General features: G+C 50.0%; 12 protein-coding genes, 1 tRNA gene and 1 pseudogene. 5 read left to right on the forward strand and 9 right to left on the reverse strand.

All coding sequences use genetic code 11. The features are described from left to right. Positions 1-4 precede the first annotated feature (4 nt). Together AC6I4B_RS14645 and AC6I4B_RS14650 are read right to left on the reverse strand one after the other, a co-directional pair. Positions 5-2044: a protein-disulfide reductase DsbD family protein gene (locus AC6I4B_RS14645; RefSeq protein WP_497766106.1), complete on the reverse strand. Its 2040-nt coding sequence runs from the start codon at positions 2042-2044 to the stop codon at positions 5-7. Between the two features lie 45 nt (positions 2045-2089). Beyond that, a complete protein-coding gene (locus tag AC6I4B_RS14650; protein WP_497766108.1) occupies positions 2090-2452 on the reverse strand; it encodes a hypothetical protein in 363 nt (120 codons plus the stop codon). Positions 2453-2694: 242 nt separating this feature from the next. Between AC6I4B_RS14650 and dgcJ the strand changes: the two genes are divergently transcribed. Continuing rightward, positions 2695-4212 carry a diguanylate cyclase DgcJ gene (dgcJ, locus tag AC6I4B_RS14655; RefSeq protein WP_497766109.1) on the forward strand — a complete coding sequence of 506 codons (1518 nt, stop codon included), beginning with the start codon at positions 2695-2697 and terminating at the stop codon, positions 4210-4212. A gap of 513 nt (positions 4213-4725) precedes the next feature. Here the strand turns inward: dgcJ and ansP are convergent. From ansP to AC6I4B_RS14675, 4 genes are all read right to left on the reverse strand, one after another. Next, entirely contained in the window at positions 4726-6168 is a 1443-nt protein-coding gene (ansP, locus tag AC6I4B_RS14660; RefSeq protein WP_497766111.1) for an L-asparagine permease, read from the reverse strand. 222 nt (positions 6169-6390) lie between these two features. Further along, entirely contained in the window at positions 6391-7038 is a 648-nt protein-coding gene (locus tag AC6I4B_RS14665) for a hypothetical protein (RefSeq protein WP_497766113.1), read from the reverse strand. Then, entirely contained in the window at positions 7035-7580 is a 546-nt protein-coding gene (locus AC6I4B_RS14670) for a hypothetical protein (RefSeq protein ID WP_497766114.1), read from the reverse strand. The genes AC6I4B_RS14665 and AC6I4B_RS14670 overlap by 4 nt, the downstream gene beginning before the upstream one ends. Positions 7581-7770: 190 nt before the next feature. Beyond that, positions 7771-8364, reverse strand: coding sequence for a transporter (locus AC6I4B_RS14675; RefSeq protein ID WP_497766116.1), 594 nt, complete (start codon positions 8362-8364; stop codon positions 7771-7773). A 474-nt stretch (positions 8365-8838) separates the two neighbouring features. Here AC6I4B_RS14675 and ydfZ point away from each other — a divergent pair, with 474 nt between their 5' ends. Both ydfZ and AC6I4B_RS14685 read left to right on the forward strand, forming a co-directional pair. After that, complete coding sequence (ydfZ, locus tag AC6I4B_RS14680; RefSeq protein WP_497766118.1) at positions 8839-9042, forward strand: putative selenium delivery protein YdfZ; 204 nt, start codon at positions 8839-8841, stop codon at positions 9040-9042. A gap of 453 nt (positions 9043-9495) precedes the next feature. Further along, positions 9496-12564, forward strand: a complete 3069-nt coding sequence (locus AC6I4B_RS14685; RefSeq protein WP_497766120.1) for an autotransporter outer membrane beta-barrel domain-containing protein — start codon at positions 9496-9498, stop codon at positions 12562-12564. 126 nt (positions 12565-12690) lie between these two features. Here AC6I4B_RS14685 and AC6I4B_RS14690 read toward each other — a convergent pair whose 3' ends face one another. Then, positions 12691-13518, reverse strand: coding sequence for a CPBP family intramembrane glutamic endopeptidase (locus AC6I4B_RS14690; protein WP_497766122.1), 828 nt, complete (start codon positions 13516-13518; stop codon positions 12691-12693). A 514-nt stretch (positions 13519-14032) separates the two neighbouring features. On the opposite strand from AC6I4B_RS14690, the gene AC6I4B_RS14695 reads away from it, so the two are divergent. Then, positions 14033-14797 (forward strand): YoaK family protein, encoded by a 765-nt coding sequence (locus AC6I4B_RS14695; RefSeq protein WP_497766124.1) that lies wholly within the window; start codon positions 14033-14035, stop codon positions 14795-14797. A 445-nt stretch (positions 14798-15242) separates the two neighbouring features. Then, a pseudogene (locus tag AC6I4B_RS14700) lies at positions 15243-15387 on the forward strand (tyrosine-type recombinase/integrase); the annotation flags it as partial. Positions 15388-15446: 59 nt separating this feature from the next. Here AC6I4B_RS14700 and AC6I4B_RS14705 read toward each other — a convergent pair. Together AC6I4B_RS14705 and AC6I4B_RS14710 are read right to left on the reverse strand one after the other, a co-directional pair. Continuing rightward, positions 15447-15534: transfer RNA gene (locus AC6I4B_RS14705), tRNA-Ser, on the reverse strand. A gap of 144 nt (positions 15535-15678) precedes the next feature. Beyond that, on the reverse strand, positions 15679-17298 hold the full coding sequence (locus AC6I4B_RS14710) for an ABC transporter substrate-binding protein (protein ID WP_497766126.1): 1620 nt from the start codon (positions 17296-17298) through the stop codon (positions 15679-15681). Between the last annotated feature and the right edge of the window lie 96 nt (positions 17299-17394).

A 17394-nucleotide genomic window follows, 5' to 3' on the forward strand; every position in this document is an offset into this window, starting at 1 on the left:
CAAATTAGCCTTTAGCATTCTGAAGGGCGCTCAGGAGCGTTTGTTTATCCAGCAGTGGCGGCAGAATCTCTCCCGCAGGCAGTCCTGGCCCATAAATTTGATTGAACGGGATGGCATAACGGTGTCGGGCTTGCAGAAATGCGGTGATGTCGGCGGAGGGTTTACTCCAGTCGCCGCGCAGCGCCACCACATCAGCCTGGTTTAGCGCATCAATAACCTCAGTCTGATTCAATACCCTGATATCATTGACTTTGCAGGTCACACACCAGTCGGCAGAAATATCCACAAACACCCGTTTACCCTGCGCCAGCGCCTGGGTAATCGCCTCTTCACTAAGCGGCTGCCAATGAATAGATTGGCTGACGGTATTCGGGGAAGTTGTCCCCGATGCCGACTGCACCAGGCCGCGAATCTGGTAACCGCCAAAAGCCGCCAGCGCCATAATCACCAGCCAGAACAGCGCCGTCGCCCGTTTGCCGGTGAAGAAAAACGCCACCAACGCGGCAACCGTTAGCAGCAACACCAGGCCACCACTCACCACCGCCCCTAAATGCGGGCTGAGCAACGACGCCAACCACAGGCTGGAGGCGAGCATCATCAGCGCCAGAATCGTTTTCAGCGTCAGCATCCAGCGCCCGGGGCGCGGCAGCCACAGCGCCATTTTGGGTAAGAGTGCCACCAGCAGCCACGGAGTTGCCATGCCCAGCCCCAGCATAATGAACATCAGCCACAGCGTGGGTAGCGATGCCGCCAGCGCGAAGGCCACCGCCGTCCCCAGAAACGGTGCGGAACACGGCGTTGCCAGCAAGGTGGCGAACACGCCTTCGCAGAAACTGCCCAGCCCTCCGTTGCCCCCCGCCGTCGCCATACGCCCGCTCAATCTGGCGGGTAAGAGCATTTCGAAAGCGCCAAACAAATTCAGCGAAAAAATGAACGTGACGGCAACCATCAGGCCAATAAACCACGGGTTCTGGAACTGGATCCCCCACCCAAGCGAAGCGCCGGTCAGTTTGAGTACTGTAACCATCAACGCCAGCAAGGCAAACGAGGTCAGGATCCCGGCGCTAGTGGCCAGAAAACGCAGCCTGACACTGCGGGTATCCGCCCCGGAATGCAGCACCGTGTTGAGCTTCATCCCCATTACCGGCAAGACGCACGGCATCAGGTTGAGAATCAAGCCGCCGAGCAGCGCAAACAGCAGCATCTGCCACAGCGGTAGGTTTGCGTCATCGCCGTCCACCGGCGTTGGCGAGTCAGCCCCGAGCGTCAGCGTGGTTTGTTGCGCGGTGCCGTTATCGGCGAGCACGACGGTGAGCGTTTTACCCGCCAACGTGGTCGGCTTTTCGCCCCACTCATCGGTGACTGGCGCGGTAATCGTCAACTCCCCGCCCTGTGTTTTCACCCGTGGCTCGCCGGGCATGACATCGCCGTCGATGGTGTCGAAATAGATTTCCGGCGCACGCCACACTCCAGTCGCCGTTCCGGTAATCACCAGTTTGTCGCCGCTCAAGTGTGCAGAGAGGTTTTCCGCCACCCCGCTATTGCCAGGGATGGCTTGCATCGCTTGCGCGAAAGCCTGCGGGAAATCCGGCGCAACCGGCGCGCGCAGATCAAGATGCAGCGGGTAATCCGTTAGCAAACAGACATTGCTGCACGTCGATAAAGTCAGCGTGCCGTCCAGGCTATCGCCTGGATTACCGGTGATAACTATCGGGATAGTGACTTGCTTGTGATAGCCCTGAGTGGTCAGTCCCGAAATATCAAACCGCGAGGGAACCGGCCAATGCCACTGCGCTTTTGCGCCATTTGCCCAGTTGATTTCAGGCGCAACGCCGCCTTCCCCCGGCGAGCGCCAGTAGGTTTTCCATCCTGATTCCAGCTCAACCTGAAGCAGGCCGTTGATGTGGTCTTGGTTTTTTTCCGCCTGGAAACGAACCCTGGCGTGATCGTTCTGTGGGGAGGTCAGCCATCCTGTGTCTGCCGCATGAGCCATGCTCATAGCGGACAGCAACAGGAGAAGCAATCCCCTGAAAAGTGTCAGCATTTTTTTCTCCGTGAATAAGTAATTAATCGACCAGAAGGCGATTACTCATTCACGAAAAACGCAGTTTTGCAGATGGATTTTGAGTCTGGGGGGCCGTACGACCTCGTCGCGAAACGCGGCGCGGCGAAGCGGCGTGAACAGTTGCAATAAGGCGAGGAAGATGATGACGGCAGGTAACGCGCCATCAAAGAAAATAGGCTGCGCGCAGAATAAGGAGTTGGCGCTGAGCTGGCATGGCGATGGGCCATGAGCGGCATCATCCGCTGTGGGTTGAGTGACGACCTGAGTCGTTTGCCCCGCCTGCTGAAGAAAATGGTGCAGATAGACCGCCCGCTGAGCAAGGCAGAGAGCCATAGCCAGGCAGGTCACTATCAAAAACCATTTACCGAGGAGCGGACGATTACGCATAACTAACCATAAAATTCAGGACATTCGCATCATAAACAATCTGCCCCTGTGTGCAAGCGCTTTTAATGTAATGTTTTGTCTACGGCATTTCCTCAATGTCAATAGAAAAAAGACGATTATGCATTAATTATTAGCGATACAACTATTTTTGCTAAGTCTATTTTTCATGAGCAGTCGGATTTTAAATGCTATAATTACGCAAGTTTTTGCACGATAATTAACGGATAAAGGGATTAATCGTTTTGTCACAGAAAAAATACATCACAGCAATTGCCATCATCATTGCACTCACGACATCACTATTCTCATTTATCTTTATTCATGAACTGCGTAGCGTACAGGGGTACATGGGCTACATCGTTGAGAACGGCAAATCGGCGCTGTTTTATGAGGAGTTTATTAACCTTAAGATCTCCTCAGAGTTATCAAAGGAATTTTCCTATTCCACATCTCACAAAACGGAGCAAGACAAAGAGGTAGAGGCTGCCTGCCAACGCCTGGAACATGTCGGTGATATCTTCGGCCTGAACCTGACAGGCAAAACCACCCCGTTGCTGGACGGCACGCTACAGACAAAAAAACCGTCCTGTACCGGATGGGCAAATGATATTCCTGCGCTGGCGACAATCAATAAGACCTATAACTATGCATCAGGAAAATACAGTTTTTCCAACTACACTGGGCATATTTTCAACAACACTCACTATTACATCGACCTGGATAACAACTACATTTACATTAATAAACTGGTCGATAGCAACCATTACACATTTAACAACTGGTTAGTCGATAATAAACATGAAATAAACATTATTCATCGTGCGCACACTATTAAAATCGATGATGCGGCTCTCGATGACTTATTTAAGGGCGAAAGTATTACCTCTCATATTTACCGTGATGGTTATACCCACCAGAATATTATCAGTATGTTAACCCCGGTATATCGTAGCGGTGTAATGAAAGGTGTATTTTTAACCGATGTGAATATCAGCAATCTGGCATCCTCCTTCTTTACCGAAGATCGCCCATTCCTGTGGAAGTTTATTTCCCTGTACGTAACCGACAAAGAAACCGGTGATCGAATCAACTTCCACGCACCTAAATACAAAACGTTCTATGCGCTAAGTCATCAGGAAGACATGACTCGCTATTACACGCTACACGTTAAATTAGATGGCCTATACATGGTTATCAGTATGCTGTGGCTGTTTATGTTTTACATTCTGAGCACGCTACTGCTTTGCCGCTACACGAAAAGCCAGTTCCTACGACAGACTTCGCTATCAAAAGATAACATTACAGATGCGATGACCGGCCTGTATAACAGGAAAATCATCACGCCAGAGTTAAGCGATAAAATTCGCGATCTGGTCAGTAAAAATATCGCCGTGACGGTCGTGGCTATCGATAGCGATGGCTTGAAACGGATCAACGATACGCTGGGCCACCATATGGGTGATAAAGCGATTCAGTATCTCGGTATGGCGCTCGCACAATCCATCCGTAAAAGCGATTACGGCATCCGCCTGGGCGGTGATGAGTTTAGCCTGATTCTTATCGATAATACGCTGGGGAGATCTCACGAGATTATTGCTCGTGCACAGGAAAGACTGGCCATTATTGATAAAGAGAAAATGGTGTCGTTCTCCTACGGGGCCTACCAACTGCGCCGTACCGATACCTTAGAAGACGCGATGTTAAAATCCGATGAACTGCTGTATGAGCACAAGCGCAATAAATATAGCAGCAGAAAATAAGCGCGGTTAACAACCTCTGGTGAGTAATCGGCATTAATAAAGGCCTGACATTGTCAGTTAAGCGCCACATTCCGTTCACCTGATGTTTTGTAGAACATGAAGCCTCTGTTCCTGTGAACGGGTCAAGGGGAACTCATCGGTTTCAGCAACTCTGGTTCTGGCTGTTCATTCAAAGACCGCACTGACGTGGGTGGCGTCTGAATCGCCGAAGCGTTCTCTGGAGGCCGGGGCAGCCCACAGGGATGTGGGCTGAGGGCGCGGCTTTACAGGGATGTTGCCTCGCGCCCGACCCGAAAGCCGCAAGAGATAAGCTGAGGGCATCGCGAAGCGACGATTTTGCCGCCGGAGACCGGGGGTGCAGGGGGCGGCGGCGACTGGCCGCCCCTTGCGCGCTCTGTGCGCCCGAGCATGTTTAGGGCATGGCGTAAAAAAAGAGCGCAACTGGCGGCGATACTAAAAGTAGAAATCCCCTTAACTGACCAGCATTATGACATTGTCAGCCCTTTTTGGTTATTACGGCGCGGTACGTTGAACTTCAGCAACCCGCTTACGCACCCCAAACCAACCGGCAACCAGCAAGATGGCAATCAGCGGCAGCGAAGCAATAGTGTACGTTCCGTTAGGGTAATCAAACGCCATCAGCACCAGCACACTCAGCAAGAATAACAGCGTTAACCATGAGGTAAACGGTGCGCCAGGCAGCTTGAAGCCGACGTCTGCGGCCTTCCCTTCTTTGATCGCCTTACGTAAGCGCAACTGGCAGACCATGATAAACGCCCAGGAAGCGATGATCCCCAATGATGCAAAGTTCAGCACGATTTCAAAGACCTGGGACGGTACCAGGTAGTTCAGGAATACCCCGACGACATACACCACCAGGGTAGCCATAATCCCGGCATACGGGACATGCTGGCGGCTCATTTTCCCCATGAATTTTGGCGCGGAACCGCCCATCGCCATCGAGCGCAAAATACGCCCGGTGCAGTACAGGCCAGAGTTCAGGCTAGAAAGCGCGGCCGTCAGCACCACGATATTCATAATGCTGCCGATATACGGTACGCCCAACTTAGAGAAGAAGGTAACGAACGGGCTTTGCCCCGCCTGGTAGGCATTCCACGGCAGCAACAGCACCAGCAGCACCACGGAACCGACGTAGAACAGGCCAATACGCCAGATAACGCTGTTGATAGCTTTTGGCACCATCGTCTGCGGGTCTTTACACTCCCCCGCCGCCGTTCCCACCAGTTCAATAGACGCGAACGCAAACACCACGCCTTGTACCAGCACCAGCGCAGGCAGCAGGCCATGAGGGAAGAATCCCCCGTTATCGGTAATGAGGTGGAAGCCGGTCGCATTGCCATCCAGTGGTTTTCCGCTACCCAAATAGACGGTTCCCACCACCAGGAAGACAACGATAGCCAGCACTTTTATCAGTGCGAACCAGAACTCCATTTCGGCAAACCACTTCACGCCTATCATGTTCATGGTGCCGACAATCGCCAACGCGCCCAGCGCAAAAACCCACTGCGGCACATCACCAAATGCGCCCCAGTAATGCATATACAGCGCAACAGCGGTGATATCGACAATGCCAGTCATCGCCCAGTTCACAAAATACATCCAGCCTGCGACGTAAGCGGCTTTTTCGCCGAGAAACTCACGGGCATACGAGACAAAGCTGCCGCTGGATGGGCGGTGTAATACCAGTTCGCCCAGTGCGCGAAGAATAAAGAAGGAGAAAATACCGCAGACCAGATAAACCAGCGCCAGCGCGGGGCCAGCCATTTGCAAGCGCGCGCCTGCGCCAAGGAACAATCCGGTGCCGATTGCGCCGCCGATGGCGATCATTTGCACCTGACGGTTCCCCATCGCTTTGTGGTAGCCCTCTTCGTGCGAGTTTAACCAGCGTCGTTTTGCCGCGTGTTGCTCCGCAGCCTGTGTGTTTTGTGTTTCCATTATTTTCCTGTTGACCTGTCCGACAAAAAGGATGCTTTAGGCGCAGCGGATGGAACGATTATTCGCTGTCGCCTGCACAGTTTTCCCTACGTTCTTTGTCAATACCAACGCATTCACATTGATTGTCCGTATAGGGATAAAACTGCCGCGAAGCATCCTACCTGCTATTAATAAACGGTGTAAAGTATCTGTGTATTCTCGGCCACATATCTAAGGTTGAACCTAGGCGTTTTGCAGCAATTCAAAGGCTTTTGAATACTCAACTTTCACGTCATGAAAAGCATCGATGATTGATTTGACCGGCCTGATGGCCAGCGCTTTAACCGTTATTCGCTTATCTTGACCTTTCCAACGGAGAGTACCGTCAACAAATTCGGCGCGATGCGTAATAACATACTGTGGATCAGCCTGCTGCAACGTGCTTTCAATATCTCTTGTTTTCTGAGCAAAGAAATCGTTAGCAGAGTAGCGATTCAGGTATTTATGATCGCTCGTCCAGACCAGAAAGATCCAGCCGCTGTTTTTATTGTTCGGATTAGCGCTGCGTAGCTTATTCAATAATAACGCGATGGCGTTATCTGACACCGATTTGGTGGTGGGATAAATCAGTTTCACTTCAATATGGTGTAGCAGTTCATCGTAGCCGTTGCTGCGGTGAGCGTACAGGCTCAAATCTCGTTTATGATCTTCGTTATACAAAAACAGGTTTTCGTCGCTACGGTTCAGCAGTTCAAAGTTAGCAATGTTGCAAATTTCATTGCACAGCCATAGCTCGCAGGCCGAAAAGTTAAAGTTGCTCGCGTAGCGTTGTGGGTTGCCGTTAAAGTGCGCGCAAATAAAGTCAAAAATATCCTGTTCTGAATAGCTCACGCGCTGGCCCCAAATCGGGATTTAAACGCCAGTTCAAACACGGGGCGAATAATAAACGCCAGCGAACTGTCTTCTTGCCCAAGCGTAGAGGAGATAAATTTACGCGATGCCAGGGAGACCAGGCTTTCTTCGATGGCCTCAATCACCTGAATATCGCCAATATTAGTAGAGATAACCTCAGGCAGGGAAAGCTCTATCGCATTGAAATAAGCGATAGGCCGCCGGATAAATTCGCGGCTGACAACGTCATCGGAATAAGGGTTAATCCGCGATACAGAGAAAGACGTACCGTCAGATTCCAGTTCAACAACGTTTGATAACACCAGATCTATCAAGAAAAGAAGATGGTCTATCGCACTGGTTTCCTCCCCCTCTTGCTGGAGGAAAAAGACGGCATGAGCGACCTGATCGCCCGGTGATAATGCGCGAAGCCACGTCATTAAGGCCTGTTCGGTGGCGGGTGCGATATTCACTTCGCAGCCCTCAATGATACGCTGCGCCGCTGACGGCCAAAAATAGGGTTGTTGGGTAAGAGTATCCATGTTTCACTCGCTCATTTATCGTTATTTCCATTTGACTGGCGCTAAGTATATGCGCAGGATTGAGCGGTGAAAACAAGCTACCAACAAAATAAAAGCGGCTCCTGCCAGGGAGCCACTGAGGTAGTAACGATGATAATACGCAGGTGAGTTTCCTGATACAGCCCCGTTACGCGGAAAAAATTATTCCGCATTATTTCCGTGAGCGGATATTTAATATCCCTATTGACGCACACAGGCACAGCATATAACCGAACAGTTCCGATCCTTCTTCAACCATATTCTTAACTTCGCGCACATATCCTTCCTGCAAAATAGATTGCCAGAGGATCGACATCCCAAACACACGTGAAAAGACCAGAATAGCCAGCAGCCCGGAAATCATCAGCCCATAGGACGGCTTTTCGATATACTCAGCCAGCTCGGCTAATATCTGCCGGGGGTGACGCAACACGTACAAAAGAGTGGCAAAACTCACCGCTAATGCAAACCATACCCAGCTCCCGTGGGAGATCAGGTCAAATACGGCATCCAGTTCGCGAATCAGCATGGCGGTAAAGAAGCCCGCGATCAGCACATTGCAGAGTCGCATCTTGCTGCTGTTTATCGCCCGCATGAGATGGATAAAAATGATGACCGCAAGAATAGACTCCTGAACTATCTCAGTTAAAGAGTATTCGGAGATGCCATTTCTGAAAATATTAACATCAATATGCAGGCACAGCACGGCAGCGACGACAGAAAGAGCTAAGAAAACAACGCGTAAAATTATATTAACGAATATCATGAAAACCATTACATTTAAAAAATAAATATTTTACATTGCACATAATTACTGTACTTATCTTTATGTGCCACAACGGGCGCGTATATTTAGCATTTATTGCGATCAATCGCAGTCATTATTTGTTTTTGCTTAACTCGCCCCCATTTATTTACACCGAACGGAGGCTGGATAAGCGTAGGCCATACGGCAATGTCACAGCAACGCCTGATGGCGGCTTACGCCTTATCAGGCCTACAAAGTATCGCCTGTAGCTTGATGTTTATTAGGTATGAGATTCGACTTATGCCATCCAATATCGCGATAAGACAAACACAGCGTAGCCTCGCGAACTTGCATGGCATTGTTGATGAGTTTGATGACTAAATTTTCCGCTAAAAAAACATCAATTTGACGAAGCTCAAAACATGACGTTTTTCATAGCGGTATTACTTTTCCCGCTGACTAAACCGTCTTGAAATGTGAAAGGAGGAGACGATGAAAACTTACGATCGTAACCGTAACGCTATCACTATTGGCAGCCATGTCATGGTCGCTAACAATGGCGCGACGGGCGTTATTACGTCTATTCACAGTGAAGGTAAAACGGCTGAACAAGTCCGCCGTTCTGACTGTGTAGAAATTGAAGGCTGCGATGGTCTGTATTGCCCATTGGATTTAGTTCGCCTGGGCTTCAACTAATTCCCCCTCTCATCTTCACTGATTGACTCGCCATTAAGCGCAGATGATTTAAGGCCACGAAAGTGGCCTTATTGATATTCCCAACCGCCTGAAATCTTGAAGTACATATTAGAACTGTAGAGCGGAAATAACCCACTCATTACAAGGCAGCAACAAAACGCCATTAATGGTCATTAGCAAAAGCCACCATTAAATATTTCATTTTAAAATCAAAGAATTATATAAAACCCAGGTCATATCATTGCATCAGAGCTAATGCACTGGCGTAGCTTTAGGATTTATCTAATAAATGCGCCCTATTATTGTAAAAATCAATTGTATGATGAAAACTGCGCAATATTACTATCATCGTGAAGATTGATGCATTAAATGTATTTACACTTGATTTACATCATTACCCCCTAATTTCTGGTTGAAACAATTCGGCCACTAACAATACTGTAGAGTATTACTATGAATAAAATATACCGTGTTATTTGGAATTATTCTCTAATGGCCTGGGTTGTTGCCTCTGAATTAGGGAAAGGAAAGACAAAAAGCGCTTCTACTAAAGGTTCAAGTGGTAAAAACATTAAAAGTGGTTTAATTGTTGCCCCATTGTTGCTTATTGTCGCCGGAGAGGTAAGTGCACATGACGTTAATAGCGATAAAACGCTGACGAATTCAACCATTACCAGTGGCGTAAAGTTGAACAGAGCCTCTGCCGTCAAAGCAATTAGCGGGAATATCACCGGCACGGTGGCAACGGATAAAAACGCATCATCGACTCACGACGATTTCGGTACTGATGAAATCAATATTGCGAGCGGCGGCACACTGATTGCAGAAACCACCGGCAATTTTGATTTTGATAACAAATTGGTCGGTGATGGTACTCTCATCGCAGACAACAACAATGCGAATTTCAATTTTACCGCTGCGGCGGGCGATCAATTCGCTGGCGATGTTATTCTCAAGAACAACCATTTTGACCTGAATAACACAAATACCACCGCCCTCACCAATGCCACACTGCACATTGGCAGTGGTAATATCACCACTGTCGGAACTGGCACACAGAATATCGGCGGCCTGACCTTCGAGGGTGGCACGCTGGTATTTGGCGACGTTTCACCAGGCGTTATCAGCAGCGATCGCGTTATTGAAACCAGCAATAAACTCGATTTGACCGGCAATGGTAAGATCCAAATCAGCAATGATGGGATGGTTAGCAACCTGCCAGGCATGCCAAACACCGTGGCACCTCTACTTCAACAGGATAACGCGGGCGTATTAGTTGAGTTGATCGGTGCTAACGGTTCAGTAACTGGGGATGGCGGTAATCTCACGCTTGTAGACCCGTCTGGTAATGCCATCTCTCAACAGACAAAATCCATAATCATGCAGGATGATGGAACTGTCACGGCGGAGGGGATTTACGATTACCGTCTGACCAGTGGCGCGGGGGGTGATGGGCTGTATGTTAGCTATGGTTTAGTCGAGCTTGAACTGATAAATCAGGGTGATCATGCACTAACGTTGGATGCAGAAGGTAACACCGGCAACGCCGCCGACCTCAGCGCCAAAATCAGCGGGGGTGGCGGTTTACGTATTAAGACCGATACCGATGTCAGCTTATCTAACGATGCTAATAGCTACAGCGGCAACACCGATATCGTCGCCGGTGCTCTTAAAATGGGCAACGATAATGTTCTGGGTAAGAGTCATCTGCTGACTATTCACAGCGGTGGTAAGTTCGACATGAACGGCCATAGCCAGTCTTTGCAAAACATTGTGACCGAAGCAGGCAGCATACTGGACTTTAATCAGGGTAGCCTGACCGTAACAAGTGGCTGGGGTGGAAGAACCATTGACGGCGATTTGACCGGTGCAGGCCAACTGATAGTTGATGGCGCCCAGTTGATTATCAGCGGCAGCGGTGCAGGGATGACCGCTGACACCACGATTAATTCCGGGAATATCACGTTGTTGTCCGCTGATGGGCTGGGCAGCGGCAATGTCAATATCACTGATAACCATGCCGCGCTCATACTTGGCAAAGATGGCGCTACCGCTAGCGTCAATAACTATCATATCGGTACATTGAACAACAATGGCAGGGTAACGCTGGGTCACAGTGACGCTAACTATAAGCCTGTCGCGGGCACTACGCTGACCGTTAATGGTAATTACACCGCGAATAATGGGCACATCTCGCTAAACAGCGCACTAGGCAATGATACCTCTGCGTCCGATAAAATGGTGGTGACAGGTGATACTTCCGGTAACACTGAAGTGAGCGTCACCAATGCCGGTGGCCAGGGTGACTACACGCAGACGGGTATCGAGATTATCAATGTGGCGGGTAAATCTGACGGTATCTTCACGCAAAAGGGCCGTATTGTTGGTGGTGCTTACGATTATTCCCTGGTTCGCGGTACTGGCGCTAATAGCCGCAACTGGTATTTAACCAACGTCAAGCCGCCGGTTGATCCTACTGACCCCGTCGCGCCTATTGATCCTGTTGCTCCCGTCCAACCGCCAGAAAATACTGCGCGTGTTAATCGCCCGGAAGCGGGTAGCTACATTGCCAACATCGCGGCCGCCAACACGTTATTCAACACCCGTCTGCACGACCGCTTAGGGGAAACCCAGTATGTCGATGCCCTGACCGATGAGAAGAAAGTCACCAGCCTGTGGTTACGTCAGATCGGCAGCCATAATAACTGGCGTGATGGCAGCGGTCAGTTGAAAACGCAGAGCAACAGCTATGTCGCCCAACTGGGCGGCGATGTTGCTCAGTGGTCAAGCGATGGGCTGAACCGTGGCCATCTGGGCCTGATGGCCGGTTATGGTAATAACCATAACTCCACACGATCTTCAGTCACCAATTACACCTCAAAAGGCTCACTCAACGGTTACAGCGTGGGCACTTACGCGACCTGGTTTGCCAACGATGAAGATAAAACCGGGCTGTATGTCGATAGCTGGCTTCAGTACAGCTGGTTTAACAACCAGGTTAACGGCCAAAAACTGGCCAGTGAATCCTATAAATCAAAAGGCTTAACCGCCTCGCTGGAAACTGGTTATACCCTGAAAATGGGCGAGTTTTCAGGCAGCCAGGGGACGCTCAATGAGTGGTTTATCCAGCCGCAGGCTCAGGCAACCTGGATGGGCGTGAAGGCAGATAATCATCGTGAAAATAATGGTACTCGTATCAGCAACGATGGTGATGGCAACGTACAAACCCGCCTGGGTATGCGTGCTTATCTCAAGAGCCACCATGCGATGGATGACAATAAAGGCCGCACGTTTGAACCGTTCATCGAAGCGAACTGGCTGCACAACACCCGTAGCTATAGCGTGAGCATGGATAATGCCCGCCTCAGCCAGGCCGGTGCTCGCAACATCGGTGAAGTTAAAGTGGGTATTGAAGGGCAAATTAATCCACGCCTGAATATGTGGGGGAATGTCGGTACGCAAGTGGGCGACAAAGGTTATAACGATAGCTCGGCTACAATCGGCATCAAATATAACTTCTAGTTTCTGCGTTACGTAGCCGTATTACGTTAAAGGACAGGCTTTGGCCTGTCCTTTTTTATTGGGTTTCCCTCCACCATCGCCGGTAACAATAAACGGGTTACAGGCACGGGATAGGTTTTCAGCTCATCAGCTTATATGCGGCAACCGCTGCCACACCGGGTAAGTGAAAAAGAGTAAATGGCACAGATTCAACCCGACATGGAATAACACCGCGACCCATAATCTTCCGCTTAACATCCATGCCAGCCCGTAAATCAGCCCCGCCAGGGTGGCAAAAATAACCAGCAAACTACCGCCAGCATAGTGCAACCCGCCAAACAGTAGTGAAGCGATGATTAACGCCAGCACGGGATGCATCAGCGAAGCCAAACGCTGCTGTAGGTAACCACGGAAAAGCGCCTCTTCCGCCAGCGACACGAAAAAGATGTTGGCCAGCACGAACGGGAACAACCATTCAGGTTGGTGAGGCTCAACTTTCAATCCCCCCAACGCCACCGCCACCATCAGCAATACAGGTACGGCAACCGCTAGTGCCAGCCAGTACCAGGGCTTGGTATGCGGACGGCTATCTGTAACGAACAACGATTTGAGACAGATAAGCAATACAAACGGCACCAGCGCTTTATCAAAGTTGTAATACAGCGAAAATGGCGCGCTTTCAGGGCCTGCTCTGACGTCATCCAGCACTCTGAGGTTATGGAAGCCAGGTATCAGATGCAGCATCAATCCAATTGATGCCAACAGCAGCAGGATCTCCAACACCGTGCGCAATATTTTGTTGCTGAATTTACGGTAAACACCATAGATGATTGCTAACACAGCCAAAAATGCGATAGCCCGCCAGTCAAGAACCTGGGTGTACCCACCAATCGCGGCGGTCACCGCGAGCAGAGCAACGGATAGTTTTTTATTGAATTGAAGTATAAGTAGCGATGTAGCCAGTAAGTACCACATAGGGTTCCCTGTCATTATATTTTAAAAATTCGGATGGACTGTGTAAGCGGAAATCCGCCAAAGTTTTGTGACACTGCCCTCCCCCTCGACTTTCAGGTTGGTGGCCGTGCCAGCCCATCAATCATCACATCAAATAGTGTTCTTACCCTCCCCGGTAAACATGCCCTGTCGGTGCTTTCAGATTGTCGCAATCTCCGCACCGCGACTGCGCGAGTTTTCTACTGAATGGCGGAGCCATGCGGTTTAAGCCCGTGGAGAATAACAAAATTTACCGTGCTGCTACAAATCAGCACAAAATGCCTTTAAATTTTTATTTTCCGCAACATGTCTTCTGACAGACACACTGAGTAATGACCCCCAACGCACGAGTGCGGGCGTTTAAACGCTTTTCGAGTCAGAGACATCGGCAAGCAGCATCACAAAAGACAGCATATCACCTGATTTACCGCTTAATGCGACAACACTACCCTTCGCTCACTGTTTATCAACGTACCAACCGACAGGGAGAAAGACTGTGCTTATCAAACGTAAGCGAACCCGTTCCCACGGAGAGGATCGCTGGCTGGCACTGCTGCTTGCCACCAGTGCCGGCATCCTGAATGCTCTGGCCCTCAGTGCATTTGGCTTTTTTCCATCGCATATGAGTGGAAACATCTCGCAGTTATCGACAGAAATTAACAGTTTTGATATACGAAATTTTATTTTCCTTTGTGCCATTCTTATGGCGTTTATTAGCGGCGCTTTCGTTGCCAGAGTAATAGTAGCAGCAGGAATCAAACATCGGCTGCGGACCATCTACTGCCTGGTGCTCCTGCTGGAGGGGGTGGCATTAACACTGATGTCCTTATTTGAACTTCTGTTCTCCTCTTCAGACATTCAACGGCAATCGATTATTTTGCTGGCGTTTCTGATGGGCATTCACAACGCCAACGCCACACAGTTATCCAATGGACGGGTACGCGCCACGCACATTACCGGCACGGTTACCGATGCCGGTATCGCACTGGGATCCATGTTAGCCACCCTCAAGTGCCGTGACGCCCTCCTCAACCACCGCGAGCAACGCAAGGTGCTCTACACCCACTTCACCACGCTGTTTTCGTTTCTCAGCGGTGGCATCGTCGGGCTGCTGCTCTATCAGCACTTTGGTTTCAGCACCATGCTGGCAGTCGGCGTGCTGCTGATTGTTATGGCGTTGGCAGCCATTAATGTGACACTGAGTACCGCCCGCCGCTACAGCTGTCGCGCCGCCTGGCTGGGGAGATCTGTTGAGGAATAATGTCTGGCATTTCAACAAATGGATCCGCCGGACATGAGTCAGAAGCCTTTGGAGATCCGAAGGCTTTGGCATTGAAAAAATATCATGGTGCTTACACGAAGAGATAGCGACTCAGCAACGCCTGATGGCGGCTTCGCCTTATCAGGCCTACAAAGCTGGAAACCGAATTAACGTTTTGGTGTATGCACGATGCCTGATGGCGGCTTACGCCTTATCAGGCCTACACAATCCCCCCGTAGGCCGGATAAGCGTAGCGCCATCCGGCAATGCCACTGGCGCATATTGAAGTTTATTAGGGCCTATATGGTTATCCGACCGGTTAGAAACAACACACAACCTAAAGTGAAAAGTGCCGGAAACAATAGCACTTGGGGGAATGACGCTGGCTATTTTTCTCGGTTGTTTACTTTGGGCGAGCCTGTCTTTGCGCTGTGTATGAACGCAATACTTCAACCTGAAGGCTAAAGCCACCTCAGATTACGACGGGAGCAGCAAGGATAAACAAATTTTTAGCGACAGAGAGCCAAATTGTAGTGTACGACCGTAAAACCAAGGTAACACCAACGCTGGATCAGCCATCGACCGAGTAAGAATATTCTATAGCGCAAATGCAAAAAGGGGTTACCTTTCGGTAACCCCTTCTTTTAATTGGCGGAAGCGTAGAGATTCGAACTCTAGAACCCTTTCGGGTCGCCGGTTTTCAAGACCGGTGCCTTCAACCGCTCGGCCACGCTTCCAATGAGGCGCACTATAAACATCCCGAACGCCCCTGTAAAGCACCAATGTGTTCGTTCGCCTGAAAAATAGCCAAAAAGCTGTTATTCGCCTGAAAAAACAACAAAATGAGCAGTTTTGCAGCGCCTTATCCGCTGTTATTCGGCTTAATGCTTTTTGATATACATATCTTTGGTGTAGTAATACCCAAGGCTATCTGCGCTAAATCCGCCCACCCACGGTTTAACTAAGTGCGTTCGCACATAGTGATAGACCGGAATGGCCGGAACATCGCGCGCCAGTAAGTCTTCCGCTTGCTGATAATCACGGGCACGCTGAGCGTTATCCTGCGCTTTCGCGGCATCTCGCAAAACCTCGTCATAATCAGGATTGCTGTACTTAGCTGTATTTTCACTATCACCGGTACGGAACGTATTCAGGAAGGTAGAGGCATCGGCGTAATCGGCAATCCAGGCGTAGCGCACCACATCAAAATTACCGGTATGCATCGCGTCCAGCATGGTTTTCCACTCCTGGTTTTGCAGCTTCGCTTCAACACCGAGATTTTTCTTCCACATGGAGGCCGCCGCAATAGCGATCCGCTGATGCGATTCTGAGGTGTTATAAAGCAGATTAAACGATAACGGGTGTGAATCACTGAACCCCGCTTCTGCCAGCAACTTTTTCGCCTCGGCAAGGCGTTTTTCTCGCGGCCAGGTAGCATAATCCGGGCCGTGCAACGTCACCCCGCCAATCTCCGGCTGGCTCACCACCCACGCAGGGCGCTGCCCCTGCCCCAAAACTTTCTCAGCAATAATGTCTTTATCTAACGCCATATTAAGCGCACGACGAACGCGCGCATCGTTGAACGGCGCACGCGTAGTATTAAATTGATAGTAGTAAGTCGCCAACTGTGGCGAAACATCCACCTGGTCGCCTAGCGTTTTCTGTAGCTGGCTAAACTGGTTAATCGGCAGTGTGTAGACAATATCCACCTCACCCGCTTTATAGCGGTTAACGTCTGAGGCTTCGGAACGAATGGGAAGATAAGTCACGCGATTAATCACGGTGTGTTTATCATCCCAATAGTGAGGGTTACGCGCCGCCACAATACGTTCGTTAACCACCCACTGCGAAAGAGTATAAGCCCCACTACTAACAAAATGCTCCGGCTTCACCCACTGATCGCCATAACGAGTAATCAACACTTTATCAAGGGGAACCAGCGACGGGTGCGCGAGCATTGCGAGGAATGATGACGTGGGCTGGCTGAGCGTTATCTCAAGCGTAGTGTCGTTGAGCGCCTTCACTCCGAGCGTATCAGGCTCTTTTTTACCAAGTGCGATATCAGCGGCGTTAACAATATGCATATTGCCCGGATAACTGGCATACGGTGAGCCTGTAGCGGGCGACACCAGGCGCTGCCAACTCCAGACAACATCTTGCGCGGTGATTGCTGAACCGTCTGACCACTTGATGCCAGGGCGCAGATGGAACGTCCAGACGGTGTTGTCTTTATTCTCCCAGGATTCTGCCAACCGAGGCTCAATACTGCCGTCCTGTTTTACCGCCACCAGCCCATCAAACAGGTCGCTGATAATATTGTATTCCACATCGCTTTCGACTTTATGTGGGTCCAGCGATGCCGGTTCATTACCGTTACTGCGAACCAGCTCCTGTTTATCAGCCAGTGCCGTCCCTTCCGGCACGTTCGCCGCCTGAGCCGCCCCAATAAAACCCAGAGCCAGTAACGCTATCGTGATGTTGTTATGTTGATATAATTTCATTTCCATTGCCTTGTTGTTATTACCCTCTTCACTGTTGGCATGGACACTCAATAATGCAAGTTCTTACAACGACCTATAAGAGATTGATCTCGATCC

It is taken from the genome of Kluyvera fluvialis, from assembly GCF_059725275.1.